Below are 21672 nucleotides of genomic sequence, written 5' to 3'. Positions count from 1 at the left end.
TCTTATACAACTGTTTTTATACTAGTATCTCATTCTATTACTTTATATAGAAAAAAATGTGTGACTCTAGTCACACATTTCTATATTGACAAAAAATAAATTTTTTTAAGATCAATTTGTAATCTTATTATTTTTCCCCTCTGAAAAGTTCAGTGATTCCCTTAATAAATATTCTAACATATTTATCTCCAGCTTCTCTGTAATTTTTATGGTCTGGTCTTCTGAAAATTGCACTTAGTTCTGATTCAGACATATTAATTCCACCTGTCTTAAATGCATCTATCATATCTTCACTTCTAAAAGCTAAAGCAATCTTTAACTTTCTTAAAATATAGTTATTTATATTTTTATTATTTGGTATTTCTTCAGTTTTTTCTGGAGCATTTTTTTGTGGTCCTCTTTTATAAGTTATAAGTCCACTTAAAAATACATCTAAAGTTTTATTATTACAAGTTTTAAAGTTTTCTTCTTCAGGTTTGCTTAAAAGAGCTGTTAACTCTTCTAAAGAGATATTCATTCCTCCTAATTTGAAAATTTCCATCATAGCTTTATCATTTATTCTTAAAGCATATCTAACTCTTCTTAGAACGTCATTATTTGTCATTTGTTCCTCCTAATTTTTTAATTTTACTCGTAATTATACCACAAATATTGGGGTATTCCTATTTTTTATTTTAACGTCTATAAAAATCTCTAATTTCTTTTTTTAAAATAAAAATTTGCCCATGTTCAACTTTTACAAGACCTAACTCTTTAAGTTTTTTTATCCCTCTTGAAACAGTTTCCCTATTAGTTCCTAACATATCTGCTAAATACGTGTTATTTACTTTTACTGTAAAACCATGAAATTCCTTGTATTCATATCCAAAATCTTTTGCTAACTTCCACAGTTTTGCAGCAATTCTTTTATCCATAGATATAGTTGTTGTGTTTTTTAATTGTCTATATAAACGCTTTGTCTTTTTTGAAAGAGATTTTATCATTAAGATAGCTAAATCTGGATATTTTAAAATTAATCTCTTAAGCTCCTTTAGAGGAATAATCATCACTTTAACATCAGTAAAAGCATCACAACTAACACTTGTTTTTTGTGATTCATCATATACCATAGTATCATTTAAAAATGAATCTTTTCCCAGCAAATAGATTATTTTTCTTTTTCCATCTGAATTATCTTTATATACAGTAACATTTCCACTAATTATGAAATATATACTTTCACAAAATGAGTGCTCTAAAAAAAGAGTTTCTCCCTGCTTAAACTCTTGGCATTGAGAAACTCTTAATAAATTATCTAAGCACTCCTTTGAAAGGGAACTACTTAAGTAATCTTGATTCATAATTAATATTTATTTGGATCAGCAGTTCCAGTTGTCACTAACTCAACACCTGAACTTGTTCCTAATCTTGTTACACCTAAAGATATATATTTCTCTGCAGTTGCTAAATCTCTTACTCCTCCTGCAGCTTTTAATTCAGCTTTATCTCCAACAATCTCTTTCATCAACATTATATCTTCAAAAGTAGCTCCACCTGTTCCAAACCCTGTAGATGTTTTTACAAAATCAGCCTTTGCATCTAAACATAACTGAGTCGCTATTTTTTTCTCCTCATCAGTTAAATAACAATTCTCTATTATAACTTTTAATACATTTGTTCCAATAGCCTCTTTAATAGCAGCTATTTCATTTTTAACATACTCTGTCTCACCAGCTTTTAACATTCCAATGTTGATAACCATATCAATTTCAGATGCTCCATCTTCTATACAAGTTTTTGCTTCAAAAACTTTTGACTTTGTTGACATAGCTCCTAATGGGAATCCAATTACAGCACAAACTTTAACATTTGTTCCTGCAAGTTCTTTTGCTGCCAATTCAACATAACATCCATTTACACAAACTGAAAAGAATTTATGCTCTTTAGCTTCTGCACATAATTTTATAATGTCCTTTGGTTCTGTTGTAGCTTTTAATACTGTGTGATCAATATATTTACTTAAATTCATTTTTCCTCCTAAAATATTCTTTGTATTTATTATAACCCAATATTAGATAAAATTTCTAGAATTACTTTATTTTTTTCTACTTTTTCATCCACTATTGTATAAGCACCTTCTAAAAATCTAATAGATGAGTCTAAATTTTTATCATTGTGTTGAACAAAAGCTAAAACTTCTCCTGCTTCAACATAATCTCCAACTTTTTTAGTTAATAGAACTCCGACAGAGTGATCGATTACATCATCTTTAGTTGCTCTTCCAGCTCCTAAAACCATTGCTGCCTTTCCAATCTCTTCAGCTTCAATCTTAGAAATCCATCCTGACTTTTTAGCTTTAAATTCATACTCTGATTTAAACTTTGGAAGTAATGAATAATCATCAACTAATTTTGGATTTCCTCCCGCTGCTTCTATGAAATCTTTTAAGTGTTGAATTGCAGCTCCATTTTTTATAACTTCTGCCACTTTTTCTTTTCCATCTTCTAAAGAGTTCACATCCCCTTTAATCTGAAGAGCAGTTGCAACTATTGTTTCTACAAGCTCAGTGAAATCTTTTGGACCCCTTCCTTTTAAAGTTTCAATCGCTTCAATTATTTCATTGGCATTTCCAACAGCATATCCAAGTGGTTGATCCATATCTGTTAGTAACGTTACCACTTTTCTATCAAAAGAATCTCCAATATCAATCATAGTTTTTGCCAACTCTTCAGCTGTTTTTAAGTTTTTCATAAATGCTCCCGAACCAACTTTAACATCTAAAATGATTCCGTCAGCATAAACTGCTAGCTTTTTACTCATAATAGAACTTGCTATTAAAGGTATACTTGAAACTGTTGCAGTTACATCTCTAAGAGAATATAATTTTTTATCTAAAGGAACTATTGTATCTGAATAACCCATAATACCTGTTCCAACTTTATTTACCATTTTTACCAGTTCATCTCTTGTTTCTGGAAAAACAAAACCAGGAATAGCTTCAAATTTATCTATTGTTCCTCCAGTATGACCAAGACCTCTTCCAGAAAGTTTTGCTGTTCCTATATTAAAGGCTGCAAATAATCCTGCTAAAGCAATAGTAGTTTTATCCCCTACTCCACCTGTTGAATGTTTGTCGATTAAGAACTTTTCTATTCCGTCAAACTTTATAACTTCCCCACTATTCATCATAAGTTCTGTAAATACTTTTAGCTCATCCTTTGTCATTCCATTAAAATAAACTGCCATTAGAAATGAAGACATTTGATAATCAGGAACTCTATTTTGTAAATACTCTCCCAGTAAGAAGCTCATCTCTTCAGATGTTAACTCAATATTGTCTCTCTTTTTTTGAATAATATCTACCGCTCTCATACTCCACCTCGTTTTATTTTCATATTTTATATATTTTTCTAGCATTTTTTCTATTTTTATGATATATAAATTCTTATATAATAGATAGGACAATTGGCCCATTAAGGAGAATTTATGAAAAAAATAGAGCAATACATAAACTTTTATAATTTAGATGATATTTTAATTAAAGAAGTTCATGAAAAATTATTAATAAAGCATTATAAAAAAGGAGAATATATTTTAGAAGCTCATAAGGGAACTAACAGTATCTATTTTATAGTAGAAGGAACTGTTGAAGTTTCCTGTATTCTTGATAATGGTAATCAAATATGTTTAAATATACTTAGACCTTTAGAGATTTTTGGAGATATTGAATATATCAATAAAGAGGAAGTTTTATTTGATGTAGTTGCTAAAAGTGATGTAGTAGTCATCCTTCTACCTTTTCAACTGGCAAAAGAACATCTTGAAGATAATATTAACTTTTGGAGATTTTTAGCTATTGAGGGAAATAAAAAGCTTTTAAATACAAATAGAGCTATATTTTATAAAAGTACTTTAAAAGCAAAAGATATTTTTATAAAATATCTTGAAGATAATGGAGGAGAAATAACTTTTAAATCTCTGGATGAACTTTCTGGTAGACTTAATATAAGCTATAGAAATTTAACTAGAATAATTAAATTTTATATTAATAAAGGTACCATAGTTAAAGATAGGAATTTTATTAAAATTTTATAGGAGGATTTTATTATGAAAAATTTTATTTATGATGTTCCAACAAGAGTTCTATTTGGAGAAGGACAAGTATCAAATGTAGGAAAAGAAGTTAAAAAACATGCAAGTAAAATTTTACTTCTTTATGGAAAAAATAGTATTAAAAAAAATGGATTATATGATGAGGTTATAAAGTCTTTAACTGCAGAAAATATTGATATTATTGAACTTTCTGGAGTTGACCCCAATCCTAGAATTGAAACAGTTAGAGAGGGAGCTGATCTTTGTAGAAAACATAATTTAGAGTTAGTTTTAGCTGTTGGTGGTGGAAGCACTATTGATTGTGCTAAAGGAATCGCTGCTCAAACTAAATATCATGGAGATATTTGGAAAGATCTTTGTGTGGATAAAAAGTTCAACCTATTAACTGAAGCACTACCTGTAGCTTCTATTTTAACTCTTGCTGCAACAGGAAGTGAAATGAATGGAAATAGTGTTTTATCTAATGTAAAGGAAAATTTAAAATTAGGGTTTAATAGCTATATTTTAAGACCTATTTTTTCTATACTTGATCCTACATATACTTTTTCAGTTAATAAATATCAAACCGCAGCAGGTGCTGTAGATATAATGAGTCATCTTTTTGAACAATATTTTTCACCAGATAAAAAAGGTTATCTGCAATCTCGTATAATGGAGGGTCTTTTAAAAACAGTTATTCATTACGCTCCAATTGCTTATGAAAATCCTACTAATTATGAGGCAAGAGCTAATATTATGTGGGCGAGTTCTTTATCATTAAATGGATTGACATCTGCTGGAAAAGAATCTACTGATTGGGCAACACATCAAATGGAACACGAGCTAAGTGCTAAGTATGATATAACACATGGTGTTGGTTTAGGAATTTTAACACCTTATTGGATGGAATATGTTCTTGATAAAGAGAACGTTCATAGATTTGTAGAATATGCTAACAATGTTTGGGGTATTTTTGGAGATGATGATTTCGAAGTTGCTAAAAAAGTAATCATAAAAACAAGAGAATTTTTCAATTCATTAGACATTCCATCTACTCTAACAGATATCGGAATTGATAGTTCAAAGTTTGAAGATATGGCAAATAGTGCAACAAGATTAGGTCCAATAGGAACTATGAAAAAGTTAGAATATAAAGATGTTTTAGAAATATTAACAATGGCTTTATAAGACCTTATAAAATAATAATAGTCTGAGAATTTTCTCAGACTATTATTATTTTTTCTTATTCTTTTAATTATAGGCTTTTTTTATTTTTGATTTATAAATTTAACTGCATTCTCTCCTGCAATACGTCCAAATATAACTGCAGCACTGTATGCAGCACTACTATTTGTAACCTCTCCTGCAGCGAATACTCCTGGAACTACATTTCCTTCAACATCTAAAACTTCAGTTTTTTCATTTGCTACTACTCCACCTCTAGTCATATGAACAGCTGATTCAACTTGAACACCATAGAATGGTCCCTCTGTTCTAAACTCTCTTTTAAATGGTTTAGCTCTAAATAAATCTTGTTCCTCTCCACGTATCGCTTTATTAAAATGGTCTCTTGTAGCTACTAACTTATCTGCTGGTACACCTAATTTTTGTGCTAATTCCTCTAGAGTATCAGCCTTTACATGGTATCCTTTTGCAGTATGTTTTTGTAGACGGTAACTTGACTCATATAAAGCCTGGTCATAGATATAGAATGCTTTTCCTTCAGGCTGTGCTAATATTGTTTGGGCAGCCTTAAATCTATCATCTTTAGAGATATTTTCATTTAAGAATCTCTCTCCATTTGCATTTACAAGCATAAATCCATCTCCACCACCAGTTAAATCTCTAGTAGTTCTAACTATAAATGGGAATAGATTCAATTCATCTAAATTAGCCAATTGCATATTATTCTCTTCAAATACAGGAATAAAATCTCCTGTTGCTCCAAGTTGATTTGAAGTTTGAAGTTTTTCAGTTCCAGGAGAGTATTTAGCTAACAACTCTTTGTTTGCTGAGAATCCTCCTGTTGCCATTACAATAGCCTTTGCCTTTATATCATAGAAGGTATTTCCATTTTGAACTTTAATTCCCTTAACAACTCCATCCTCTACTACAAAGTCTGTTCCCTTTGTTCCTGTTCTTATATCTATACCTAAACTTTTAGCCTTTGCTTCCATTCCATCTTGTACTTCTTCTCCAGCATAAGCATCCTTTTCAGCCATATGCCCTCTTTTTCCGTAATAATGATTTAATTTTACTCCCATCTCTCTTAACCAAGCATCTAATTTTGAAGCTCCTTCTGCTTGAGTTCTAGTTCTTTCTGGAGTATCCATCCAGTTTGTATTATCAGCAATTAATTTCTCAACTGAATCCTCTACTCCTGCTTTTTTCTCTGCTTCTGAGTTAATTAAGTCATAGAAGTTCATATCATACTTTCCATTTCCACTTAATATATCTAATTTTTCAATTAATATTATATTGTTTAATCCAGCTTCTTTTGCAGATATTGCTGCTGCAAGACCTGCTGGTCCTCCACCAACTATAACTAAATCTGTAGATACTGGCTCTAAATATGCCACTGGTTGCTCTGGTCCAGACGTTTTTATAGTTATTCTACCAAAATCTTTTCCGCCATCTTTTAAAGCTGCTGCCACGGCACTTTTAACTCCTAAAGATGTAGAAGTTGCTCCTGACACACTGTCAACTATTGGAGATTGAGCTTTTAAAATTCTATCTTTTAAAAGTGGAAACGATCTTGACATTATGTGTGAAGTTTCGTTATCAGAAACTAATTCAAGATTTTCAATTTTATCTCCTTTTGTGATTACATTAACTTTAATCTCTCCAGAAAATCCTTTTCCTTTTCCTATGATAGATTTTTCCTTCTCTCCACAAGCCATTAACATTAAACTTGCTAAAACAATTGCTATTTTACACCTATTAACTTTCATTACTACCCCTTTAAATTTTATATTATCATAAAATTTTAGCACATAATGACTTTTTTATCAATATTTTTAACTGTTTTTCTATTAATATTTTGTTTTATAGAAAATCTTTCTATTTCTAAAATTAGTAATTTTTTAACAATTTGTCTAAATAAACCGACTTCATCTGTTTACTTGCCATAAGTTTATGCACAGGGGATAGTTTCAAAATTGCTCCCAATATAGCAGCCATAGCTCTATGACTAAATAAAGCCTTATTATCAAATATCAAATCCTGAAGCATACCCTTCTCAATAGCCATTAAAACTGATCTATGAACAGAGTTTATTGGAGTTATTACCCTTGTTTCACGAGGCATTAATAATATACTACTTTTAGGACAAGCCCTTCCGCATACTCCACATCCTAAACAAAGTTCCTCTTGAACTCTATATTCATCTTCAACCTTTTTTATAGCATTTACTGGACAAACCTTTAAACATTTTCCACAATTTACACAGGTATCATGATTTATTTTAGGTAAAAAGTTAGTTGTTTCTACAGGGTGCATCATCCCAAATTTTTTAGCTGCTACTAAGGCTTCACAGCAACATCCACAACAATTACAAATAAATGTTACTCCCTCTCTTACATTTTCGCCACATTGAACTAAATTACTATCATATGCTTGCTGAAGTAAGTCCATCCCCTCTATTTTATCAACTCTTCTAGCATAACCATTATTTATCAAGGAGTTTGCTACATTTCCAAAGGTCATACATATATCCATTGGTGCATCACAAGCTTTTCCCACATGTTGCATTTTGTGTCTGCAATAACACATACTAATCCCCATATGTTCCGATGTTTCTATAATATGTGAAGCTTTTTCATAATCTAAAACTTGGACTAAATTGTCTAAAGTATTTGAAGACATGGTATTTTGGGCCACTCTAGTTTTTTCTAAAGCATCTTCATTTACAAAAACTCTTCCTAACTTTGTTTCAGCACTATAGAAGAGATCTTTTATAAAATCCTCTTCTACATTCATATACTGATATAAAAGTTCTCCTAAAAGTTTTTGATCTATATCTCCTCTAGTTCTCATCATAGAAAACTCTATAAATCCAGCCATAGGTGGAGGTAATATATAAGTTTGAACCCCTTTATGTATTATATCTAACAAAATCGCTCTCGATGCAAGTGCATCCAAAATATTTTTAGCATCTTTTTCAGATAACTTCCAAATTGCTGCTGCTTTTTTTACTGTAAATGGTTTTATTGGAAGTTGGGCTACTAACTCTGCCTCTTTTTCTGAAAATAGTATTGCGAGTATATCATACAAGGCTTTAGATGGTGGTGCTCCCTGAGGAAATCTATTCAATCTCTCCTCTAAACTTTTATATGCTGACTTACCTACAATATGACTCATATTTTCCTCCTAATTAACTTTTATCGTTTTTTGACTTCTGTTAATAGTATAGATATAAAAATCAGTAATCCTCCTATTACAACTTGAAAAGTCATCTTGTCCCCTAAAAGTAAAACAGAGAATAGTGCTCCAAATATTATCTCTGTTGTTAAAATTAAAGAAACTTGACTAGAATTAATCTCCTTTTGAGCATATGTTTGAATTGAATAACAGATAAAAGTATTAAAAAGAATTATATATATCAATGCTAAAATCTGTTTTAAATCATATGTTCTAGTGAAGATTGTTGCTCCTTCAAATATTATATTCAGCAAGATTCCGATAATTCCTGCTGAAAACATTTGATATCCATTAATTGTAAAGGGATTTTTATTTTTTATTCTACTTCCTATAACCACAATTTGAAGGGCAAAACATATAGCACATATAAAAGTTAAAAAGTCTCCAAAATTAATTGTTAAATTTTTTTCAAAAGAAAGAAATCCTATACCTATAAAACACATTATAGATGACAGTATGTAAATTAACTTTGGTTTTTCTTTTGTGATAATCCATACAATATATGGCACAAAAATAACATTCGCTCCAGTTATAAAAGCATTTTTAGACGAAGTTGTATAAACTAATCCAACTGTTTGAAAAGCAAAAGCTGAAAATAAAATCAATCCAGCTACCACCCCTAAATTTCTTTCAGTTTTTTCAATTTTTATTTTTTTTAATTTCATAATACAAAACATAACTATCGCTGTTATAAAAAATCTTATTCCTAAAAATTCAAATGGTCTTATCCCACTATCTAAAATTATTTTTGTAGCTGGAAATCCACTTCCCCAAATCATGGCAACTAAAAGTAATAATAGTTTACTTAAATTTTCTTTTTTCATTTTTTAACCCCTTGTATTATTTAATTTTTATCCCCTCGTTTATAAAAAAAAATAGCACCATAGTACTATTTTTTTATTTTTATAGGTATATTTGCTATCAATGCCGTTTCTCTTCCCGTTTCCGCCTCTTGAGAAACTTCAATATTTAAAGAATCCCTATCTATATCTACGTATTTAGATATTACCGCAATTATTTCATCTTTTAAAGTTTCAAGCATTTTGGGAGAAAGCATAGCTCTATCATGTATCAGTACTAACTTCAAACGGTCTTTAGCTACTGAACTAGATTTTTCTTTATTCAAAAAATTAAAAAACCCCATATTTCGCCTCCCCTTATTTTTTAAATATTTCTTTTATTTTATCAAAAAATCTAACTTTAGGATCTAAGTCCAAAAACTCAACATTTTGTCCAAGTGTTCTTAAAGCAATATTTATATATGCTCTAGCTGCTAAAGACTCACCTCTATATACTAGTGGTTCTCCTTTATTTGTTGATATAACTATATTTTCATCATCTGGAACAATCCCTATAGGTTTAATTCCTAAAATATCTGTTACATCATCAACACTTAACATATTTCCATCTTTAACCATTTCTACTCTTAAACGATTAACTATTAGTTTTGGATTTCTAATTTCGTTTGCTTCTAATAGTCCAATAATACGATCTGCATCTCTAACTGCAGAAATTTCTGGTGTCGTTACAACGTAAGCTTCTTCTGCTGCTGCTATAGCATTTTTAAACCCTTGCTCTATTCCTGCTGGACAATCAATTAATACAAAATCGTATTCAACTTTCAATATTTCAATTAACTCTCTCATTTGTTCAGGAGTTACAGCATTTTTATCTCTCGATTGAGCTGCTGGTAATAAATGTAAATTATCGTTTCTTTTATCTTTTATTATAGCTTGCTTAGGCTTACAAACACCTTCTATAACATCTATTAAATCATATACAATTCTATTTTCTAATCCCATAACAACATCTAAATTTCTTAAACCTATATCTGTATCAATTAATAGTGTCTTTTGATTTTGCATAGCTAATGCTGCCCCTAAGTTAGCACTACTTGTCGTTTTCCCTACTCCACCTTTTCCTGAAGTAATTACTATAACTTTTCCCATAATTCCTCCTATTTCCCTTTATATTTTTATCATATGTTCTAAAGTTGCTTTATTGAATTTTTCAATAAAAATATTCCCGTCTTTTAAATACGCTACTTCAAAATCTAAGGTTTTCTTAACTTTATTGACATCTAATACATTTGTACTAGGATTTTTTGCTATAACTTGTCCTATCTTAATTTGAATAGGGTTTAAAGAAAATGCTCCAACAAATGCTTCTGATCCATCATTTTCTCCTGCATAGACAGTTCCGTTTAAATATCCCAATACAACTACATTTCCTTTAGATTTAATAACTGCACCTGGATTTACATCCCCCAACACAACTACATTTCCATTGAATTCTAAACTATGTCCAGACCGTAAAGTTCCTTTATGAAACTTTGTACACCCCTCATCTGTTACATCTTTTATATCACTAAACGGAAGTTGTCCTCCTGGTAATTGTGAAAAAGTAGATTTTTCAGAAAAAATGAAAGCTATCTTTATATTAGTTTCTCTATTTATTACTCCAATTAAAATATTTTCCTCTATTTCTGTTAGTTTTCTATTAGTAAATTCAATGGCTATTTTTGCATCTCCTATGAATGCTTCAGCCTGTTTAATCTTTTCAGAAAATTTATCTTTTAAAGAGCTAAAATCGATGTTACTATCTAATTGCACAACTAACCTGTCCTTTTTCCCCTTTAGAATTACACAGTCATTCATATTTGTACGCTCCTAATTTCATTTTTTACATATTATTAAATTATAGCACTTTTATGTTCAAACATCAATCATTTTATAACTATATAGTTTTTTTTTACTGGATAATTTTTTATATTTTTTCTAAAAAAAAGAGTTATGAAAATTCTTCACAACTCTTTTCTAATTAATTATTTTAACATTTTATTTTATAAATTTTGCATTTTTAATAGCTTCTATTTATTTTCCAATTATCTGTATTATAGGAATTTTTATCCTCTCTATTTTTTATTTAACTTTTCTAAAACTTCATCTATATTCAATCCATGAATCTCACATGCCTGCTCTAAAGTTTCCATCTGTGCTGATGGACATCCTATGCATCCCATCCCATATCCCATTAAAATTTCTACTGCCATTGGATTTATTTCAATAATATCCGCTATTATAGTATCCTTAGTTATCATTTTTTTCCTCCTTTGAATTTTTTTCTTTTATAATATCGCTTCTAAACTTATCTATTGTTATTCTATCTACAAAATGACCTAATTTTTCCCCCATCTGAGCATTCTCATTATAATACTCTAATATAGTTTTTACTAAAAGGTATGCTCCATCTTCAGAAAGATTTTTAACTAAAACATCTGCATTTCTAGGATTAAAACCTGCACTTCCCCCAACTGTAATAAAAAACTTTCCATCCATATCTACAAGAACACCAATATCTTTAGAATAAGCACTTGTACATGCATTTCTACATCCAACTACTGCTATTTTAGTTCTACAAGGAAGTTCCATTCCATGAAAACTATTACTAATTTTCATCCCTAACCCAATTATAGGATATTTTGACCTTTTACAAAAATTTGCAGGGCAAATTTCCACATTTTTCACAGAATTTTGAGTTTTTACAGCTGGATCCATTTCTAAATCATTCCAAATATTACAAAGATCTTCCTCTTTCAAATTTGTTATTAAAATTCTTTGCCCCGATGTAATTTTTAAAACACCTTTATATTTTTTAGCAACTTCTGCTATTTTTATTAGTGTATTTGGTGTTACAAATCCTCCAGGGATATGAGGTGTTATTCCATATGTTTTTTTACCGTTCTTAATCTTTTGTAAATTTCCTCCAAAATTTCCCATAACATCCTCTCCTTCCTCTTTTGAATATATAATATACCTTTTTTATAAATTTTTCTGTAACATAGGTTACATTTTTTATTTTTTTATATAAAAAACAAGCTATTAAAATATAACTTTAATAGCTTGTAATCTCTATATCTTACTTAAAAATTTTAACTCTTTTAACTCATCTTCTAACTCTTTTAAAGTTAATTTATCATCATTTATTGCCATTCCCATCAATACGCCTTCAACTAAAGGAGCATCCATTATTTTTATTTTTTCTTTATCATAATCATCATCTAAAAATTCCAATGCCAACTCTGCATTTAATATTGAACTTCCTAAATCACCAAAAATAGCAACACCACCTTTTGTATACGCTTTTTTTATAGCCTCTGCTATAATTAAAGGATTTGACCCCAAATAATCTTCTTCTGTTCCACTTCCATTTACTACTGGAAAATTATACTTTTTCATTTCATTACAAAGTTCAATAACTTCATCAGCTAAACGTCTACTATGAGAAACAACTACAAATCCTAACATTTTATCACCTACTTTAAATTTTTACAAATTGTATCAATAATTAAATATGAAGACATTGCTCCAGGATCTATGTGACCAATGCTTCTTGCTCCTAGATAACTCGCTCTTCCTTTTGTTGCTAACATATTTTCAGTTGATTCCATTCCTTCTTTTGCTGTTATTTGAATTTTTTTCAATAATACATCTAAAGAATCTTCTTTATTATTTTTTAATGTCTCAACTACTGGAACTATTGTATCTAGCATTGTTTTCTCACCACACTGAGCCTTTCCTCTCATTTTTATTCCTTCTACCATTGCTTCAACTGCTTTTATTATATTATTCCTATCTAATACCTCCATTCCTTTTAAACTTTGTGCTACTTTCATCAGTCCAGTTCCATATATTGCTCCTGATGCTCCTCCTACATTAGATATTAGTATCATTGCCATTTTATTGAAGCAATCTGAATAATTAAGACTTTTTAATGCTTCACTTTCATCTTTAATTTTTTGAAAACCTCTAGATAGATTTACACCATGATCACTATCCCCAATCTCTCTATCTAATTCACTTAAGTAGTCTTTATTTTCATATATTCTATCTGCTATTTTATCTATTAAAGTTATTAATTCCATCTGTCCTCCTAAAATGTTTTTAATCCCACAGTATCAGATTTAGCATTTAATAATTTTTCAATTTCATCATTAAGTTTTAATATTGTAATTGAAAATCCTCCCATATCTAAAGATGTCATATAATTTCCTACTAAAGTTTTTTCTATGGTAATATTTTTTTCTTTTAAAACATCTGCAACTCTATTATTAACTATAAATAGTTCTATTAAAGTTGTTTCCCCTAATCCATTTATTAAAACAGCCACTTTCTCATTTTCTATTTTAGACTCTTTCAATATTTTTTCTAAAAGATGATCTACATGTGTATTTGCATCTACAAATTTTTCTCTATGAGTCCCTGGTTCTCCATGTATTCCTAATCCAATTTCAACTTCATCTTCTGCTAAATCAAAACTATTTTTTTCAGTGGTAAATACCATACATGACTTTAAAGACATTCCCATTGTCTTTATATTTTCTACAACAACTTTTCCAAGTTCTTCAAGCTTTTCTAAAGAATATCCTGCTTCTGCTGCCGCTCCTAAAATTTTATGCACAAATATAGTTCCCGCAATTCCTCTTCTTCCAACTGTATATGTACTATTTTCTACTGCTATATCATCATCAACAATTACTTTTCCTACTTTTATTCCTTCCATCTCTGCCATTTCTGCAGCCATCTCAAAATTCATTACATCTCCACTATAATTTTTAATTATAAGAAGAACTCCAACTCCCGAATCAACCGCTTTTATTGCTTCATAAACTTTATCAGCACTAGGAGAAGTAAATATCTCTCCAGCTACTGCTGCATCTAGCATCCCATACCCTACAAATCCAGCATGAGCTGGTTCATGTCCACTTCCACCGCCACTAATTAAAGCAACCTTTTCACTCTTCTTCTCTTTTCTCACAATAATTGGTAAATCCTTTACACTTTCAATACTATTTGGAAATGCTTTTATCATTCCATCAATCATCTCTTTTACAATATTTTCTTTTTTATTGATAAGTTTTTTCATAAATCTCCTCCTATTTTGAGTTATTTCAATATCTCTATATACTTTAATTTTTCTTTTTTGTCAAATACAATAAAAACTATAAAACTCTTTGGAGGATTTTTATCAATTCTTTAGTAGAAAGTAATATATGTTAATCAAGCTAAGGGAGGAATAAAAATGGAAATGAATAAAAATGAAGCTTTAAAAATTTATAAACAATATTTTAACGATGAGGAGTTTATTGATTTTTTAAAATCTCCATATATTATTGAAGATTCAGATGATTTTAAAAACTATTATCCAGAGGGAACACCCAATCTATTTTCAAAAGAAGCAGCCTCTTTATTTTTTACAGCTTATAAACTAAATGAAGAACTGTTATCTATTACAATAGAAAATAAAAAATAAATACATTTAATATGATAAAGAGGCCTTTAAAAAAGACCTCTTTTCATATTTACACTATTAAATTGTTATATTTTTTTCTGTCTCTATATCAAATAAATGGCACTTATCCATTTCGAAATAGAAGTTTTCCTGTTGATTAAAGTTTGCTCCTGTAGATTTCTCTGCTGGAATTCTTGCTGTATATTGAGTATCTCCTATAAAGAAATAAATAAACTCTTCATTACCCATTTGCTCTACTATATTTACTTTTCCTACTAATGACGAATCCCCAGGTTTTGCTGTATTTTTGTTTCCTACATTTTCTGGTCTTATTCCAAACCACACATCTTTTCCTACATGCCCTTTTACTTTTTCAGCTTTTTCTTTTGGTAACTCTAACTTATCTCCTGTAGCTAATTTTACAAGAGTTTTATCCCCTTCTAAAATTAAAGAACCTTTAACTATATTCATAGCTGGTGAGCCAATGAATCCTGCTACAAATCTGTTTGCAGGCGTATTATATAAATTTAACGGTGTATCAACTTGCATAATTTTTCCATAATTTAATACACAAATTCTATCTCCCATTGTCATCGCTTCAACCTGATCATGTGTTACATAAATCATTGTTGCATTTTGTCCCTCTTCTTTTAATTGCTTATGAAGTTGAGTTATTCTTACTCTCATAGAAACTCTTAGTTTTGCATCTAAGTTTGATAATGGTTCGTCAAATAAAAACACTTCAGGTTTTCTTACAATAGCTCTTCCTACTGCAACCCTTTGTCTTTGTCCTCCAGACATCTCTTTAGGTTTTCTATCTAAAAGATCTGTAATCTCAAGTTTTTCAGCTGCTTCCTTAACTCTTTTATCAATCTCATTTTTAGGAACTTTGGCCATTTTAAGTCCAAACGCCATATTATCATAAACTGTCATATGAGGGTATAAAGCATAGTTTTGGAAAACCATTGCGATTCCTCTATCTTTTGGAGGTAAGTCATTAACTAGCTTCTCTCCTATATAAATCTCTCCACCTGTAATCTCTTCTAAACCTGCAACCATTCTAAGAGTAGTTGATTTTGCACAACCAGATGGTCCTACAAATACCATAAACTCTCCATCTTTAATGTTAAGATCGATACCGTGAACTGCTTTAAATCCATTAGGATATTGTTTTTCTACTTTTTTTAGTATTACTTCTGCCATATTAATTCTTCCTCCTTGTTTTTTACTAAATCTGAGGTTATTATATAGCACTTTTTTATTTTTTTCAACTTTTTTGTTTATTTTTAACTCTTTTTTTACATTTATTTTACAATTAGTTATTAAATTCGAATGTTGTATATGTATAATATTCTATTTTATTATTATAAATTTTAGCCTTTTCTGGCATAAAGTTAAAAATATCTGGATAATCTTGCATTTCAAAACATATTCCGTTATGCTTTTTATCTAAAAAATTTCCTGTATAAATAACTGCTACAGGTTCACTAGATTTCACTTTAATATTTCTTCCTGATTCCTCATCCTTTAATTCAATATCGAAGTTATATTTTTTTGACAACTCAAAAGGATGATCGATTCCTCCTCCAACAATCTCTATCTGTTTATGTGATAACTGTAATATATCTCTTAACTTTTGAAAATTTTCAAAATTAAGAAAATTATCCTCTCTCTCCATTTTTAAAGGAACTGTATTTTCATCTACCCATCCATAACCTTTTGCGTTAACTTTTAAAAATTGCTCCTTTATATCATATTTTGCATTTCCACTTAAATTAAAATATGTATGATTTGTTAAATTTATATATGTATCTCTGTCACTATCTCCAAAATATTCTATTTTCAATTCATTTTTCTCTAAAGTATATATAACTTTAAAATCTACTTCCCCTGGAAATCCATTTTCTAAGTGAGGACTTTTATATGTTAAAGTTACAACTCCTTTATCATCACTAACTTTTGCTCCCCCCTCCCACACTTTAGTATTTAAACCACTAGGACCTCCATGTAAATTATTTCCGCCATTATTTTTTTCGAGTTCATAAATCTCATCTCCTATTTTCAAAACTCCATTTTTTGTTCTTCCAGCAACTCTTCCTGTTATACATCCATAAAAATATTCATTTTTTTCATATTCTAATAGAGTTTTATATCCCAAAACTATATTTTCGAAATTTCCATTTTTATCAGGAGTTTTTAAAGATTTTATAATTCCTCCCAAAGAAATAATTTCTAAATCTACAAATTCATTTTTCAAACTGTACAAAAATACCTGCTCACCATTAAAAGTTCTCCCAAACTCTGTAATATTTAACTTCAAATCTCATCCCTCCACATGCTTTTTTTAAATAGATTATGCCTCACAACCGATATTGGATTATAAGTATGCATTTCATCCAATATATTTGAAACTATTAAATCATATTTTTGTTCTTCCAAAGTTACTTTTTGTAACTCCAACTTCAAAGTATTTAAAAGTAAATTCTCTTTAAATAGTTCTCCCACTAAAATTATTTTTTCTGGATTTATTAAGGAGATTATCATATCGATACTATGGGCAATTATAACCATAGCTTCTGTACTAATTTTTGTACTTAAAAAATCTCTCTCCTTAACTCCCTGTAAAACATCTAGAATCCCAATCGTTCCTTTCGTATTTAATTTTTCTTTTAAAGAACTATAGTTATTTAATTTAATCATAGAAATAAGTCTATTTATAATAGCCTTATTTGAGGCCTCAGCTTCTAAACACCCTCTTTTTCCACAAGAGCATCTTCTTAAACTACTTCTATCCATAACTACGTGACCAATCTCTCCAGAAATAAATCCATGACCTGATAATAAATTTCCATTTACAAATATTGAACTTCCGATTCCTTCTGAAACATTTAAAACTACATAATTTTCACTATCCTGAGCTCCACCAAAATACTTTTCTGTTAATGCCATAGCTCTAACATCATTTTCTATTAGTGTGGGTAGATTAAATCTTTTTTCGATTCTATCTCTTATATCAATTTTTTTTCTTTTATAATGTGGAGAAAATATAATAACTCCCCTCTCTGAGTTTATAAGTCCAGTTATTGCCATGGATATAACTTTTATTCCCTTTTCCTCTTCTAACTCTTTTTCAACAATTGTCTCTAGATAATCTATTAACTCTTTATCTTCTGATATTTTATAACTTTTTGTTTTAACTATCTCTCCAGCTACATTTCCAACTGATACTACCAACGAGGTAGGAGTCAATGATATTCCCAAAATTTTTCCTACCCAATACTTATTTAAAGATAAATCTATCGCTCTTCTTCCCCCAGTTGATTCTCTTTGAGATACTTCTAAAACTATTCCACATTGTAATAAAGGTTCAATTGATTTTGTTATAGCTGCTGGAGTTAGTTCCAGCTCTTCTGCAATTCTTTTTCTTGATATTTTATTTTTATTTTTAATCATCTCTAATATTCTTAATTGAGATTGTGTAAAATCCATATATTCCTCCCTAAATCTATATAATTTATAATACCCCTATCCAAGTCTTTAAGTCAATGTATTTAATAGCAACTTTTTTAACTTTTTTAATTAACTTTGTTCTAAAATTATGTTTTTGCTTTTAAGTAATCTATTTTTAAAGTATACTCAAATCAAAATAAATAAAATAAAGGGGAGATTATTTATGGAACTTATCAATAACTTAGTAAAAAATTTTAAAAAAGAATTTAAAAAAGATGATAAAACTTCAGTTGAAGTTTTCTTTGCACCAGGTAGAGTTAATCTAATTGGAGAGCATATTGATTATAACGGTGGTAAAGTTTTTCCATGTGCACTAGATTTTGGTACTTATGCTGTTGTCACTAAGAGAGAAGATAAAATTTTTAGAATGTATTCTGAAAATTTTAAAGATTTAGGAATCATTGAATTTTCTTTAGATTCTTTAATATATGACAAAAAAGATGATTGGGCTAACTATCCCAAAGGTGTTGTAAAAACTTTTTTAGATTCTGGTTTTAATATAAATAGTGGATTTGATATTTTATTCTTCGGAAATATCCCAAATGGTGCGGGTTTATCATCTTCTGCTTCCATTGAAGTTTTAACATCAGTTATCCTTAAATCTCTATATAATTTAGATATTAATATGGTTGATATGGTTAAATTAAGCCAAAAAACAGAGAACGAGTTCATTGGTGTTAATTGTGGTATTATGGATCAATTTTCTATCGGAATGGGTAAAAAAGATCACGCTATACTTTTAGACTGTAATACACTTGAATATACTTATGCTCCATTTATTTTAAATAATGCCGCTATTATTATTGCAAATACAAATAAAAGAAGAGGTCTTGGTGAGTCTAAATATAACGAGAGAAGGGCTTCTTGTGAGAGTGCATTAAAAGATTTAAAAGACAATGGAGTTGATATTAATACTCTTTGTGATATGGATTCAGAAAAATTTGAAAATACAAAACACTTTATAAAATCTGAAGAAGCTATATCTAGAGTTAGACATGCTGTTACTGAAAATGAAAGAGTTTTAAAAGCTATGGAATGTTTAAAAGATGGAGATATCTTAACTTTTGGAAAACTTATGAATGGTTCTCACAAATCTTTAAAAGATGATTATGAAGTTACTGGTCTTGAACTTGATAGTTTAGTTGAAGCAGCTTGGGAAGAGGATGGAACTATTGGTTCTAGAATGACAGGTGCAGGATTTGGTGGTTGTACTGTATCTCTAGTAAAAAATGACTGTATTGAAAAATTTATTGAAAATGTTGGTAAAAAATACAAGGAAAAAACAGGGCTACAAGCTACGTTCTATATTGGTAATCCAGGAGATGGAGCTAAAAAGTTAGGTGATTTTTAATGATTAACTCTTTAATACAAGAACTATTAAACTATGGATTACAAAAAAAACTAATTGATTCATATGAAGAGATTTATTCTAGAAATCTTTTACTCGATGTTTTAAATTTAAAAGAATGGAAAAAGGAAGAACCTAAAACAGGAAGAGATATTGAAGTTATACTTCTAGATATTTGTCACTGGGCTATTGAAAACAGTTTGATTGATAACTCTCCATCTGAAATGGAACTTTTAGATACTAAATTAATGAATTGTATTACTCCAAGACCAAAAGAAGTTATTAATAAATTCAATAATGATTTTAAAATCTCACCTGAAAAAGCAACAGCTAACTATTATGAATTTTCAAAAAATACCAATTATATTAGAGATGCCAGAATAAAAAGAAATTTACATTGGTTTTCAAATACTCCCTACGGTGACCTAGAAATAACTATTAATTTGGCTAAACCTGAAAAAGATCCTAAAGATATTGAAAGAGAAAAAAATATGCCTAAGTCTTCTTATCCTAGTTGTCTTTTATGTTTAGATAATGTTGGCTATAGTGGACGATTAAATCATCCAGCTAGACAAACACACAGAGTTATTCCTATGAATTTAAAGTCTGAAAATTGGTATTTTCAATTTTCTCCATATGTTTATTATAATGAGCATTCTATTGTATTTTGTGAAGAACATAGACCTATGAAAATGGGAAAAGATACTTTTGATCGACTTTTAGAATTCATTGAAATTTTCCCTCACTATTGCATTGGATCTAATGCTGATTTACCAATAGTTGGTGGTTCAATTTTATCACATGATCATTATCAAGCTGGTAAACACACATTTCCTATGGAAAAAGCTCCCATAGAAAATAAATTTACAATGACTGAATTCCCAGAAGTTAGTTGTGGAACTATACAATGGCCTATGTCTGTCATTAGAATATCTTCTAAAAACAAAGAGATTTTATCTAAAGCAGCTGAATATATTTTGGATAAATGGAAAAATTATAGCGACGAAACTGTAGATATTATAGCATATTCTGAAAGTATTCCTCACAATACAGTTACTCCTATTGCTAGAAAATCTGGTAATGAATATCAAATGGATTTAGCACTAAGAAATAATAGAACTTCTTTAGAACATCCTATGGGAATATTCCATCCTCATTCTGAAGTTCATAATATAAAAAAAGAAAATATAGGACTTATCGAAGTTATGGGACTTGCTATTTTACCTGGAAGACTTCAAGAAGAGATGGTTCTTTTAGAAAAAGAGTTGCAAAATCCAAATTGGGAAATCACTTTAAAGGAGAATTCTATTCTTAGTAAACATTATAATTGGATTAAAAATATAGTATCAAAAAGAGATGATATTGTAACATTAGATATTTTAAAAGAGGAGATAGGAAAAACTTTCTCTATAGTTTTAGAGCATGCTGGTGTATTCAAAAGAGATGATATTGGAAAAAAAGCTTTTAAAAACTTCACAGACACATTATAATATTTTATATAACTATTATAATGAGGATGATATGGATAATTTAAATAAAAAATGGTACGTTTATATTTTAAGATGTGAAAACAACTCTTTATACACAGGTATTACAACAGATGTTACAAAACGATTCCAACAGCACATTAATGGAAAAGGAGCTAAATATACAAAAATTTATAAACCTATAAAAATTGAGGTTGTTTTTATTAAAGATAATAGATCTGAAGCATCTAAAGAGGAGATTCGAATTAAAAAATTAACTAAGTTAGAAAAAGAGAGATTGTGCAAAAATATATTTAATGATATACTCAAAACAAATAATTAACTAGGGGGCGTTTTAATGTTAGAAACCTTTTTTTCAGAGATTTCTTTAATTAACTTTATGTTTTTAGCTTCAGCTTGCTTTTGTGCAGCATTTGTTGATGCTATTGCTGGCGGAGGTGGATTGATTAGCTTACCAGCCTTTTTAGCTGCAGGACTCGATCCTCATATGGCACTTGGAACAAATAAACTAGCAGCTTTTTTTTCAAGTAGTGGTAGTGCTTTTAA

At 29.4% G+C, this 21672-nt stretch carries 25 protein-coding genes; 7 read left to right on the top strand and 18 right to left on the bottom strand.

Annotated elements, in window-relative coordinates; genetic code table 11:
• Positions 1-127: 127 nt before the first annotated feature.
• From ACRC8M_RS05330 to ACRC8M_RS05315, 4 genes are all read right to left on the bottom strand, one after another.
• The gene (locus ACRC8M_RS05330; RefSeq protein ID WP_438528205.1) at positions 128-604 is read right to left on the bottom strand and encodes a DUF1456 family protein; all 477 of its coding nucleotides are present in this window, start codon (positions 602-604) and stop codon (positions 128-130) included.
• 70 nt (positions 605-674) lie between these two features.
• On the bottom strand, positions 675-1340 hold the full coding sequence (locus tag ACRC8M_RS05325) for a Crp/Fnr family transcriptional regulator (RefSeq protein ID WP_438528204.1): 666 nt from the start codon (positions 1338-1340) through the stop codon (positions 675-677).
• A 2-nt stretch (positions 1341-1342) separates the two neighbouring features.
• Positions 1343-2008 carry a deoxyribose-phosphate aldolase gene (gene deoC / locus ACRC8M_RS05320; RefSeq protein ID WP_438528203.1) on the bottom strand — a complete coding sequence of 222 codons (666 nt, stop codon included), beginning with the start codon at positions 2006-2008 and terminating at the stop codon, positions 1343-1345.
• Positions 2009-2037: 29 nt separating this feature from the next.
• Positions 2038-3351, bottom strand: a complete 1314-nt coding sequence (locus tag ACRC8M_RS05315) for a thymidine phosphorylase (protein ID WP_438528202.1) — start codon at positions 3349-3351, stop codon at positions 2038-2040.
• A 114-nt stretch (positions 3352-3465) separates the two neighbouring features.
• On the opposite strand from ACRC8M_RS05315, the gene ACRC8M_RS05310 reads away from it, so the two are divergent.
• On the top strand, positions 3466-4074 hold the full coding sequence (locus ACRC8M_RS05310; protein WP_438528201.1) for a Crp/Fnr family transcriptional regulator: 609 nt from the start codon (positions 3466-3468) through the stop codon (positions 4072-4074).
• A gap of 12 nt (positions 4075-4086) precedes the next feature.
• Entirely contained in the window at positions 4087-5259 is a 1173-nt protein-coding gene (locus ACRC8M_RS05305; protein WP_438528200.1) for an iron-containing alcohol dehydrogenase, read from the top strand.
• Between the two features lie 80 nt (positions 5260-5339).
• Here ACRC8M_RS05305 and ACRC8M_RS05300 read toward each other — a convergent pair whose 3' ends face one another.
• The 11 genes from ACRC8M_RS05300 to dhaK all read right to left on the bottom strand — a co-directional run bounded on the left by ACRC8M_RS05300 (position 5340) and on the right by dhaK (position 14415).
• Positions 5340-7022 carry an FAD-binding protein gene (locus ACRC8M_RS05300; protein WP_438528199.1) on the bottom strand — a complete coding sequence of 561 codons (1683 nt, stop codon included), beginning with the start codon at positions 7020-7022 and terminating at the stop codon, positions 5340-5342.
• A 121-nt stretch (positions 7023-7143) separates the two neighbouring features.
• On the bottom strand, positions 7144-8430 hold the full coding sequence (locus ACRC8M_RS05295) for a 4Fe-4S dicluster-binding protein (protein WP_438528198.1): 1287 nt from the start codon (positions 8428-8430) through the stop codon (positions 7144-7146).
• 20 nt (positions 8431-8450) lie between these two features.
• A complete protein-coding gene (locus tag ACRC8M_RS05290) occupies positions 8451-9314 on the bottom strand; it encodes a DMT family transporter (RefSeq protein WP_438528197.1) in 864 nt (287 codons plus the stop codon).
• Positions 9315-9379: 65 nt separating this feature from the next.
• Positions 9380-9634 carry a cell division topological specificity factor MinE gene (minE, locus tag ACRC8M_RS05285; RefSeq protein WP_438528196.1) on the bottom strand — a complete coding sequence of 85 codons (255 nt, stop codon included), beginning with the start codon at positions 9632-9634 and terminating at the stop codon, positions 9380-9382.
• Between the two features lie 13 nt (positions 9635-9647).
• Entirely contained in the window at positions 9648-10439 is a 792-nt protein-coding gene (gene minD, locus ACRC8M_RS05280) for a septum site-determining protein MinD (RefSeq protein WP_438528195.1), read from the bottom strand.
• Between the two features lie 18 nt (positions 10440-10457).
• Positions 10458-11147, bottom strand: a complete 690-nt coding sequence (locus ACRC8M_RS05275; protein ID WP_438528194.1) for a septum site-determining protein MinC — start codon at positions 11145-11147, stop codon at positions 10458-10460.
• A 257-nt stretch (positions 11148-11404) separates the two neighbouring features.
• A complete protein-coding gene (locus tag ACRC8M_RS05270; protein ID WP_240221539.1) occupies positions 11405-11590 on the bottom strand; it encodes a DUF1858 domain-containing protein in 186 nt (61 codons plus the stop codon).
• Positions 11580-12269 carry a hypothetical protein gene (locus ACRC8M_RS05265; protein ID WP_438528193.1) on the bottom strand — a complete coding sequence of 230 codons (690 nt, stop codon included), beginning with the start codon at positions 12267-12269 and terminating at the stop codon, positions 11580-11582. The genes ACRC8M_RS05270 and ACRC8M_RS05265 overlap by 11 nt, the downstream gene beginning before the upstream one ends.
• 132 nt (positions 12270-12401) lie before the next feature.
• On the bottom strand, positions 12402-12797 hold the full coding sequence (gene dhaM, locus ACRC8M_RS05260) for a dihydroxyacetone kinase phosphoryl donor subunit DhaM (RefSeq protein WP_438528192.1): 396 nt from the start codon (positions 12795-12797) through the stop codon (positions 12402-12404).
• Positions 12798-12805: 8 nt separating this feature from the next.
• Complete coding sequence (gene dhaL, locus ACRC8M_RS05255; protein WP_438528191.1) at positions 12806-13414, bottom strand: dihydroxyacetone kinase subunit DhaL; 609 nt, start codon at positions 13412-13414, stop codon at positions 12806-12808.
• Positions 13415-13422: 8 nt separating this feature from the next.
• On the bottom strand, positions 13423-14415 hold the full coding sequence (gene dhaK, locus ACRC8M_RS05250; RefSeq protein ID WP_438528190.1) for a dihydroxyacetone kinase subunit DhaK: 993 nt from the start codon (positions 14413-14415) through the stop codon (positions 13423-13425).
• A 156-nt stretch (positions 14416-14571) separates the two neighbouring features.
• Between dhaK and ACRC8M_RS05245 the strand changes: the two genes are divergently transcribed.
• Positions 14572-14802 carry a hypothetical protein gene (locus tag ACRC8M_RS05245; protein ID WP_438528189.1) on the top strand — a complete coding sequence of 77 codons (231 nt, stop codon included), beginning with the start codon at positions 14572-14574 and terminating at the stop codon, positions 14800-14802.
• A gap of 57 nt (positions 14803-14859) precedes the next feature.
• Here the strand turns inward: ACRC8M_RS05245 and ACRC8M_RS05240 are convergent, their stop codons facing one another.
• The 3 genes from ACRC8M_RS05240 to ACRC8M_RS05230 form a co-directional block, all read right to left on the bottom strand.
• Positions 14860-15984 (bottom strand): ABC transporter ATP-binding protein, encoded by a 1125-nt coding sequence (locus tag ACRC8M_RS05240; protein WP_438528188.1) that lies wholly within the window; start codon positions 15982-15984, stop codon positions 14860-14862.
• A gap of 112 nt (positions 15985-16096) precedes the next feature.
• Entirely contained in the window at positions 16097-17101 is a 1005-nt protein-coding gene (locus ACRC8M_RS05235) for an aldose epimerase family protein (RefSeq protein WP_438528187.1), read from the bottom strand.
• Positions 17098-18270: an ROK family protein gene (locus tag ACRC8M_RS05230; RefSeq protein WP_438528186.1), complete on the bottom strand. Its 1173-nt coding sequence runs from the start codon at positions 18268-18270 to the stop codon at positions 17098-17100. Before ACRC8M_RS05230 ends, ACRC8M_RS05235 begins: the two co-directional genes overlap by 4 nt.
• Positions 18271-18454: 184 nt before the next feature.
• On the opposite strand from ACRC8M_RS05230, the gene ACRC8M_RS05225 reads away from it, so the two are divergent.
• From ACRC8M_RS05225 to ACRC8M_RS05210, 4 genes are all read left to right on the top strand, one after another.
• Positions 18455-19642 (top strand): galactokinase, encoded by a 1188-nt coding sequence (locus ACRC8M_RS05225; RefSeq protein WP_438528185.1) that lies wholly within the window; start codon positions 18455-18457, stop codon positions 19640-19642.
• Entirely contained in the window at positions 19642-21129 is a 1488-nt protein-coding gene (galT, locus tag ACRC8M_RS05220) for a UDP-glucose--hexose-1-phosphate uridylyltransferase (RefSeq protein ID WP_438528184.1), read from the top strand. The genes ACRC8M_RS05225 and galT overlap by 1 nt, the downstream gene beginning before the upstream one ends.
• Positions 21130-21160: 31 nt before the next feature.
• Complete coding sequence (locus tag ACRC8M_RS05215; RefSeq protein WP_438528183.1) at positions 21161-21448, top strand: GIY-YIG nuclease family protein; 288 nt, start codon at positions 21161-21163, stop codon at positions 21446-21448.
• A 15-nt stretch (positions 21449-21463) separates the two neighbouring features.
• Positions 21464-21672: TSUP family transporter (locus ACRC8M_RS05210; protein WP_438528182.1), on the top strand; the 209-nt coding region annotated here is incomplete at its 3' end.

Source organism: Cetobacterium sp. (assembly GCF_051653945.1).
In the GTDB taxonomy this organism is placed as follows: Bacteria; Fusobacteriota; Fusobacteriia; order Fusobacteriales; family Fusobacteriaceae; genus Cetobacterium_A.
Note: the sequence above shows the minus strand (reverse complement) of the source record. Positions and strands in the feature narration are given on the sequence as shown.

What these genes read in the sequence shown, in the direction of transcription:
- ACRC8M_RS05330 (WP_438528205.1), bottom strand. Translation starts at nt 604, where the DNA reads ATGACAAATAATGACGTTCTAAGAAGAGTTAGATATGCTTTAAGAATA.
- ACRC8M_RS05325 (WP_438528204.1), bottom strand. Translation starts at nt 1,340, where the DNA reads ATGAATCAAGATTACTTAAGTAGTTCCCTTTCAAAGGAGTGCTTAGAT.
- deoC (WP_438528203.1), bottom strand. Translation starts at nt 2,008, where the DNA reads ATGAATTTAAGTAAATATATTGATCACACAGTATTAAAAGCTACAACA.
- ACRC8M_RS05315 (WP_438528202.1), bottom strand. Translation starts at nt 3,351, where the DNA reads ATGAGAGCGGTAGATATTATTCAAAAAAAGAGAGACAATATTGAGTTA.
- ACRC8M_RS05310 (WP_438528201.1), top strand. Translation starts at nt 3,466, where the DNA reads ATGAAAAAAATAGAGCAATACATAAACTTTTATAATTTAGATGATATT.
- ACRC8M_RS05305 (WP_438528200.1), top strand. Translation starts at nt 4,087, where the DNA reads ATGAAAAATTTTATTTATGATGTTCCAACAAGAGTTCTATTTGGAGAA.
- ACRC8M_RS05300 (WP_438528199.1), bottom strand. Translation starts at nt 7,022, where the DNA reads ATGAAAGTTAATAGGTGTAAAATAGCAATTGTTTTAGCAAGTTTAATG.
- ACRC8M_RS05295 (WP_438528198.1), bottom strand. Translation starts at nt 8,430, where the DNA reads ATGAGTCATATTGTAGGTAAGTCAGCATATAAAAGTTTAGAGGAGAGA.
- ACRC8M_RS05290 (WP_438528197.1), bottom strand. Translation starts at nt 9,314, where the DNA reads ATGAAAAAAGAAAATTTAAGTAAACTATTATTACTTTTAGTTGCCATG.
- minE (WP_438528196.1), bottom strand. Translation starts at nt 9,634, where the DNA reads ATGGGGTTTTTTAATTTTTTGAATAAAGAAAAATCTAGTTCAGTAGCT.
- minD (WP_438528195.1), bottom strand. Translation starts at nt 10,439, where the DNA reads ATGGGAAAAGTTATAGTAATTACTTCAGGAAAAGGTGGAGTAGGGAAA.
- ACRC8M_RS05275 (WP_438528194.1), bottom strand. Translation starts at nt 11,147, where the DNA reads ATGAATGACTGTGTAATTCTAAAGGGGAAAAAGGACAGGTTAGTTGTG.
- ACRC8M_RS05270 (WP_240221539.1), bottom strand. Translation starts at nt 11,590, where the DNA reads ATGATAACTAAGGATACTATAATAGCGGATATTATTGAAATAAATCCA.
- ACRC8M_RS05265 (WP_438528193.1), bottom strand. Translation starts at nt 12,269, where the DNA reads ATGGGAAATTTTGGAGGAAATTTACAAAAGATTAAGAACGGTAAAAAA.
- dhaM (WP_438528192.1), bottom strand. Translation starts at nt 12,797, where the DNA reads ATGTTAGGATTTGTAGTTGTTTCTCATAGTAGACGTTTAGCTGATGAA.
- dhaL (WP_438528191.1), bottom strand. Translation starts at nt 13,414, where the DNA reads ATGGAATTAATAACTTTAATAGATAAAATAGCAGATAGAATATATGAA.
- dhaK (WP_438528190.1), bottom strand. Translation starts at nt 14,415, where the DNA reads ATGAAAAAACTTATCAATAAAAAAGAAAATATTGTAAAAGAGATGATT.
- ACRC8M_RS05245 (WP_438528189.1), top strand. Translation starts at nt 14,572, where the DNA reads ATGGAAATGAATAAAAATGAAGCTTTAAAAATTTATAAACAATATTTT.
- ACRC8M_RS05240 (WP_438528188.1), bottom strand. Translation starts at nt 15,984, where the DNA reads ATGGCAGAAGTAATACTAAAAAAAGTAGAAAAACAATATCCTAATGGA.
- ACRC8M_RS05230 (WP_438528186.1), bottom strand. Translation starts at nt 18,270, where the DNA reads ATGGATTTTACACAATCTCAATTAAGAATATTAGAGATGATTAAAAAT.
- ACRC8M_RS05225 (WP_438528185.1), top strand. Translation starts at nt 18,455, where the DNA reads ATGGAACTTATCAATAACTTAGTAAAAAATTTTAAAAAAGAATTTAAA.
- galT (WP_438528184.1), top strand. Translation starts at nt 19,642, where the DNA reads ATGATTAACTCTTTAATACAAGAACTATTAAACTATGGATTACAAAAA.
- ACRC8M_RS05215 (WP_438528183.1), top strand. Translation starts at nt 21,161, where the DNA reads ATGGATAATTTAAATAAAAAATGGTACGTTTATATTTTAAGATGTGAA.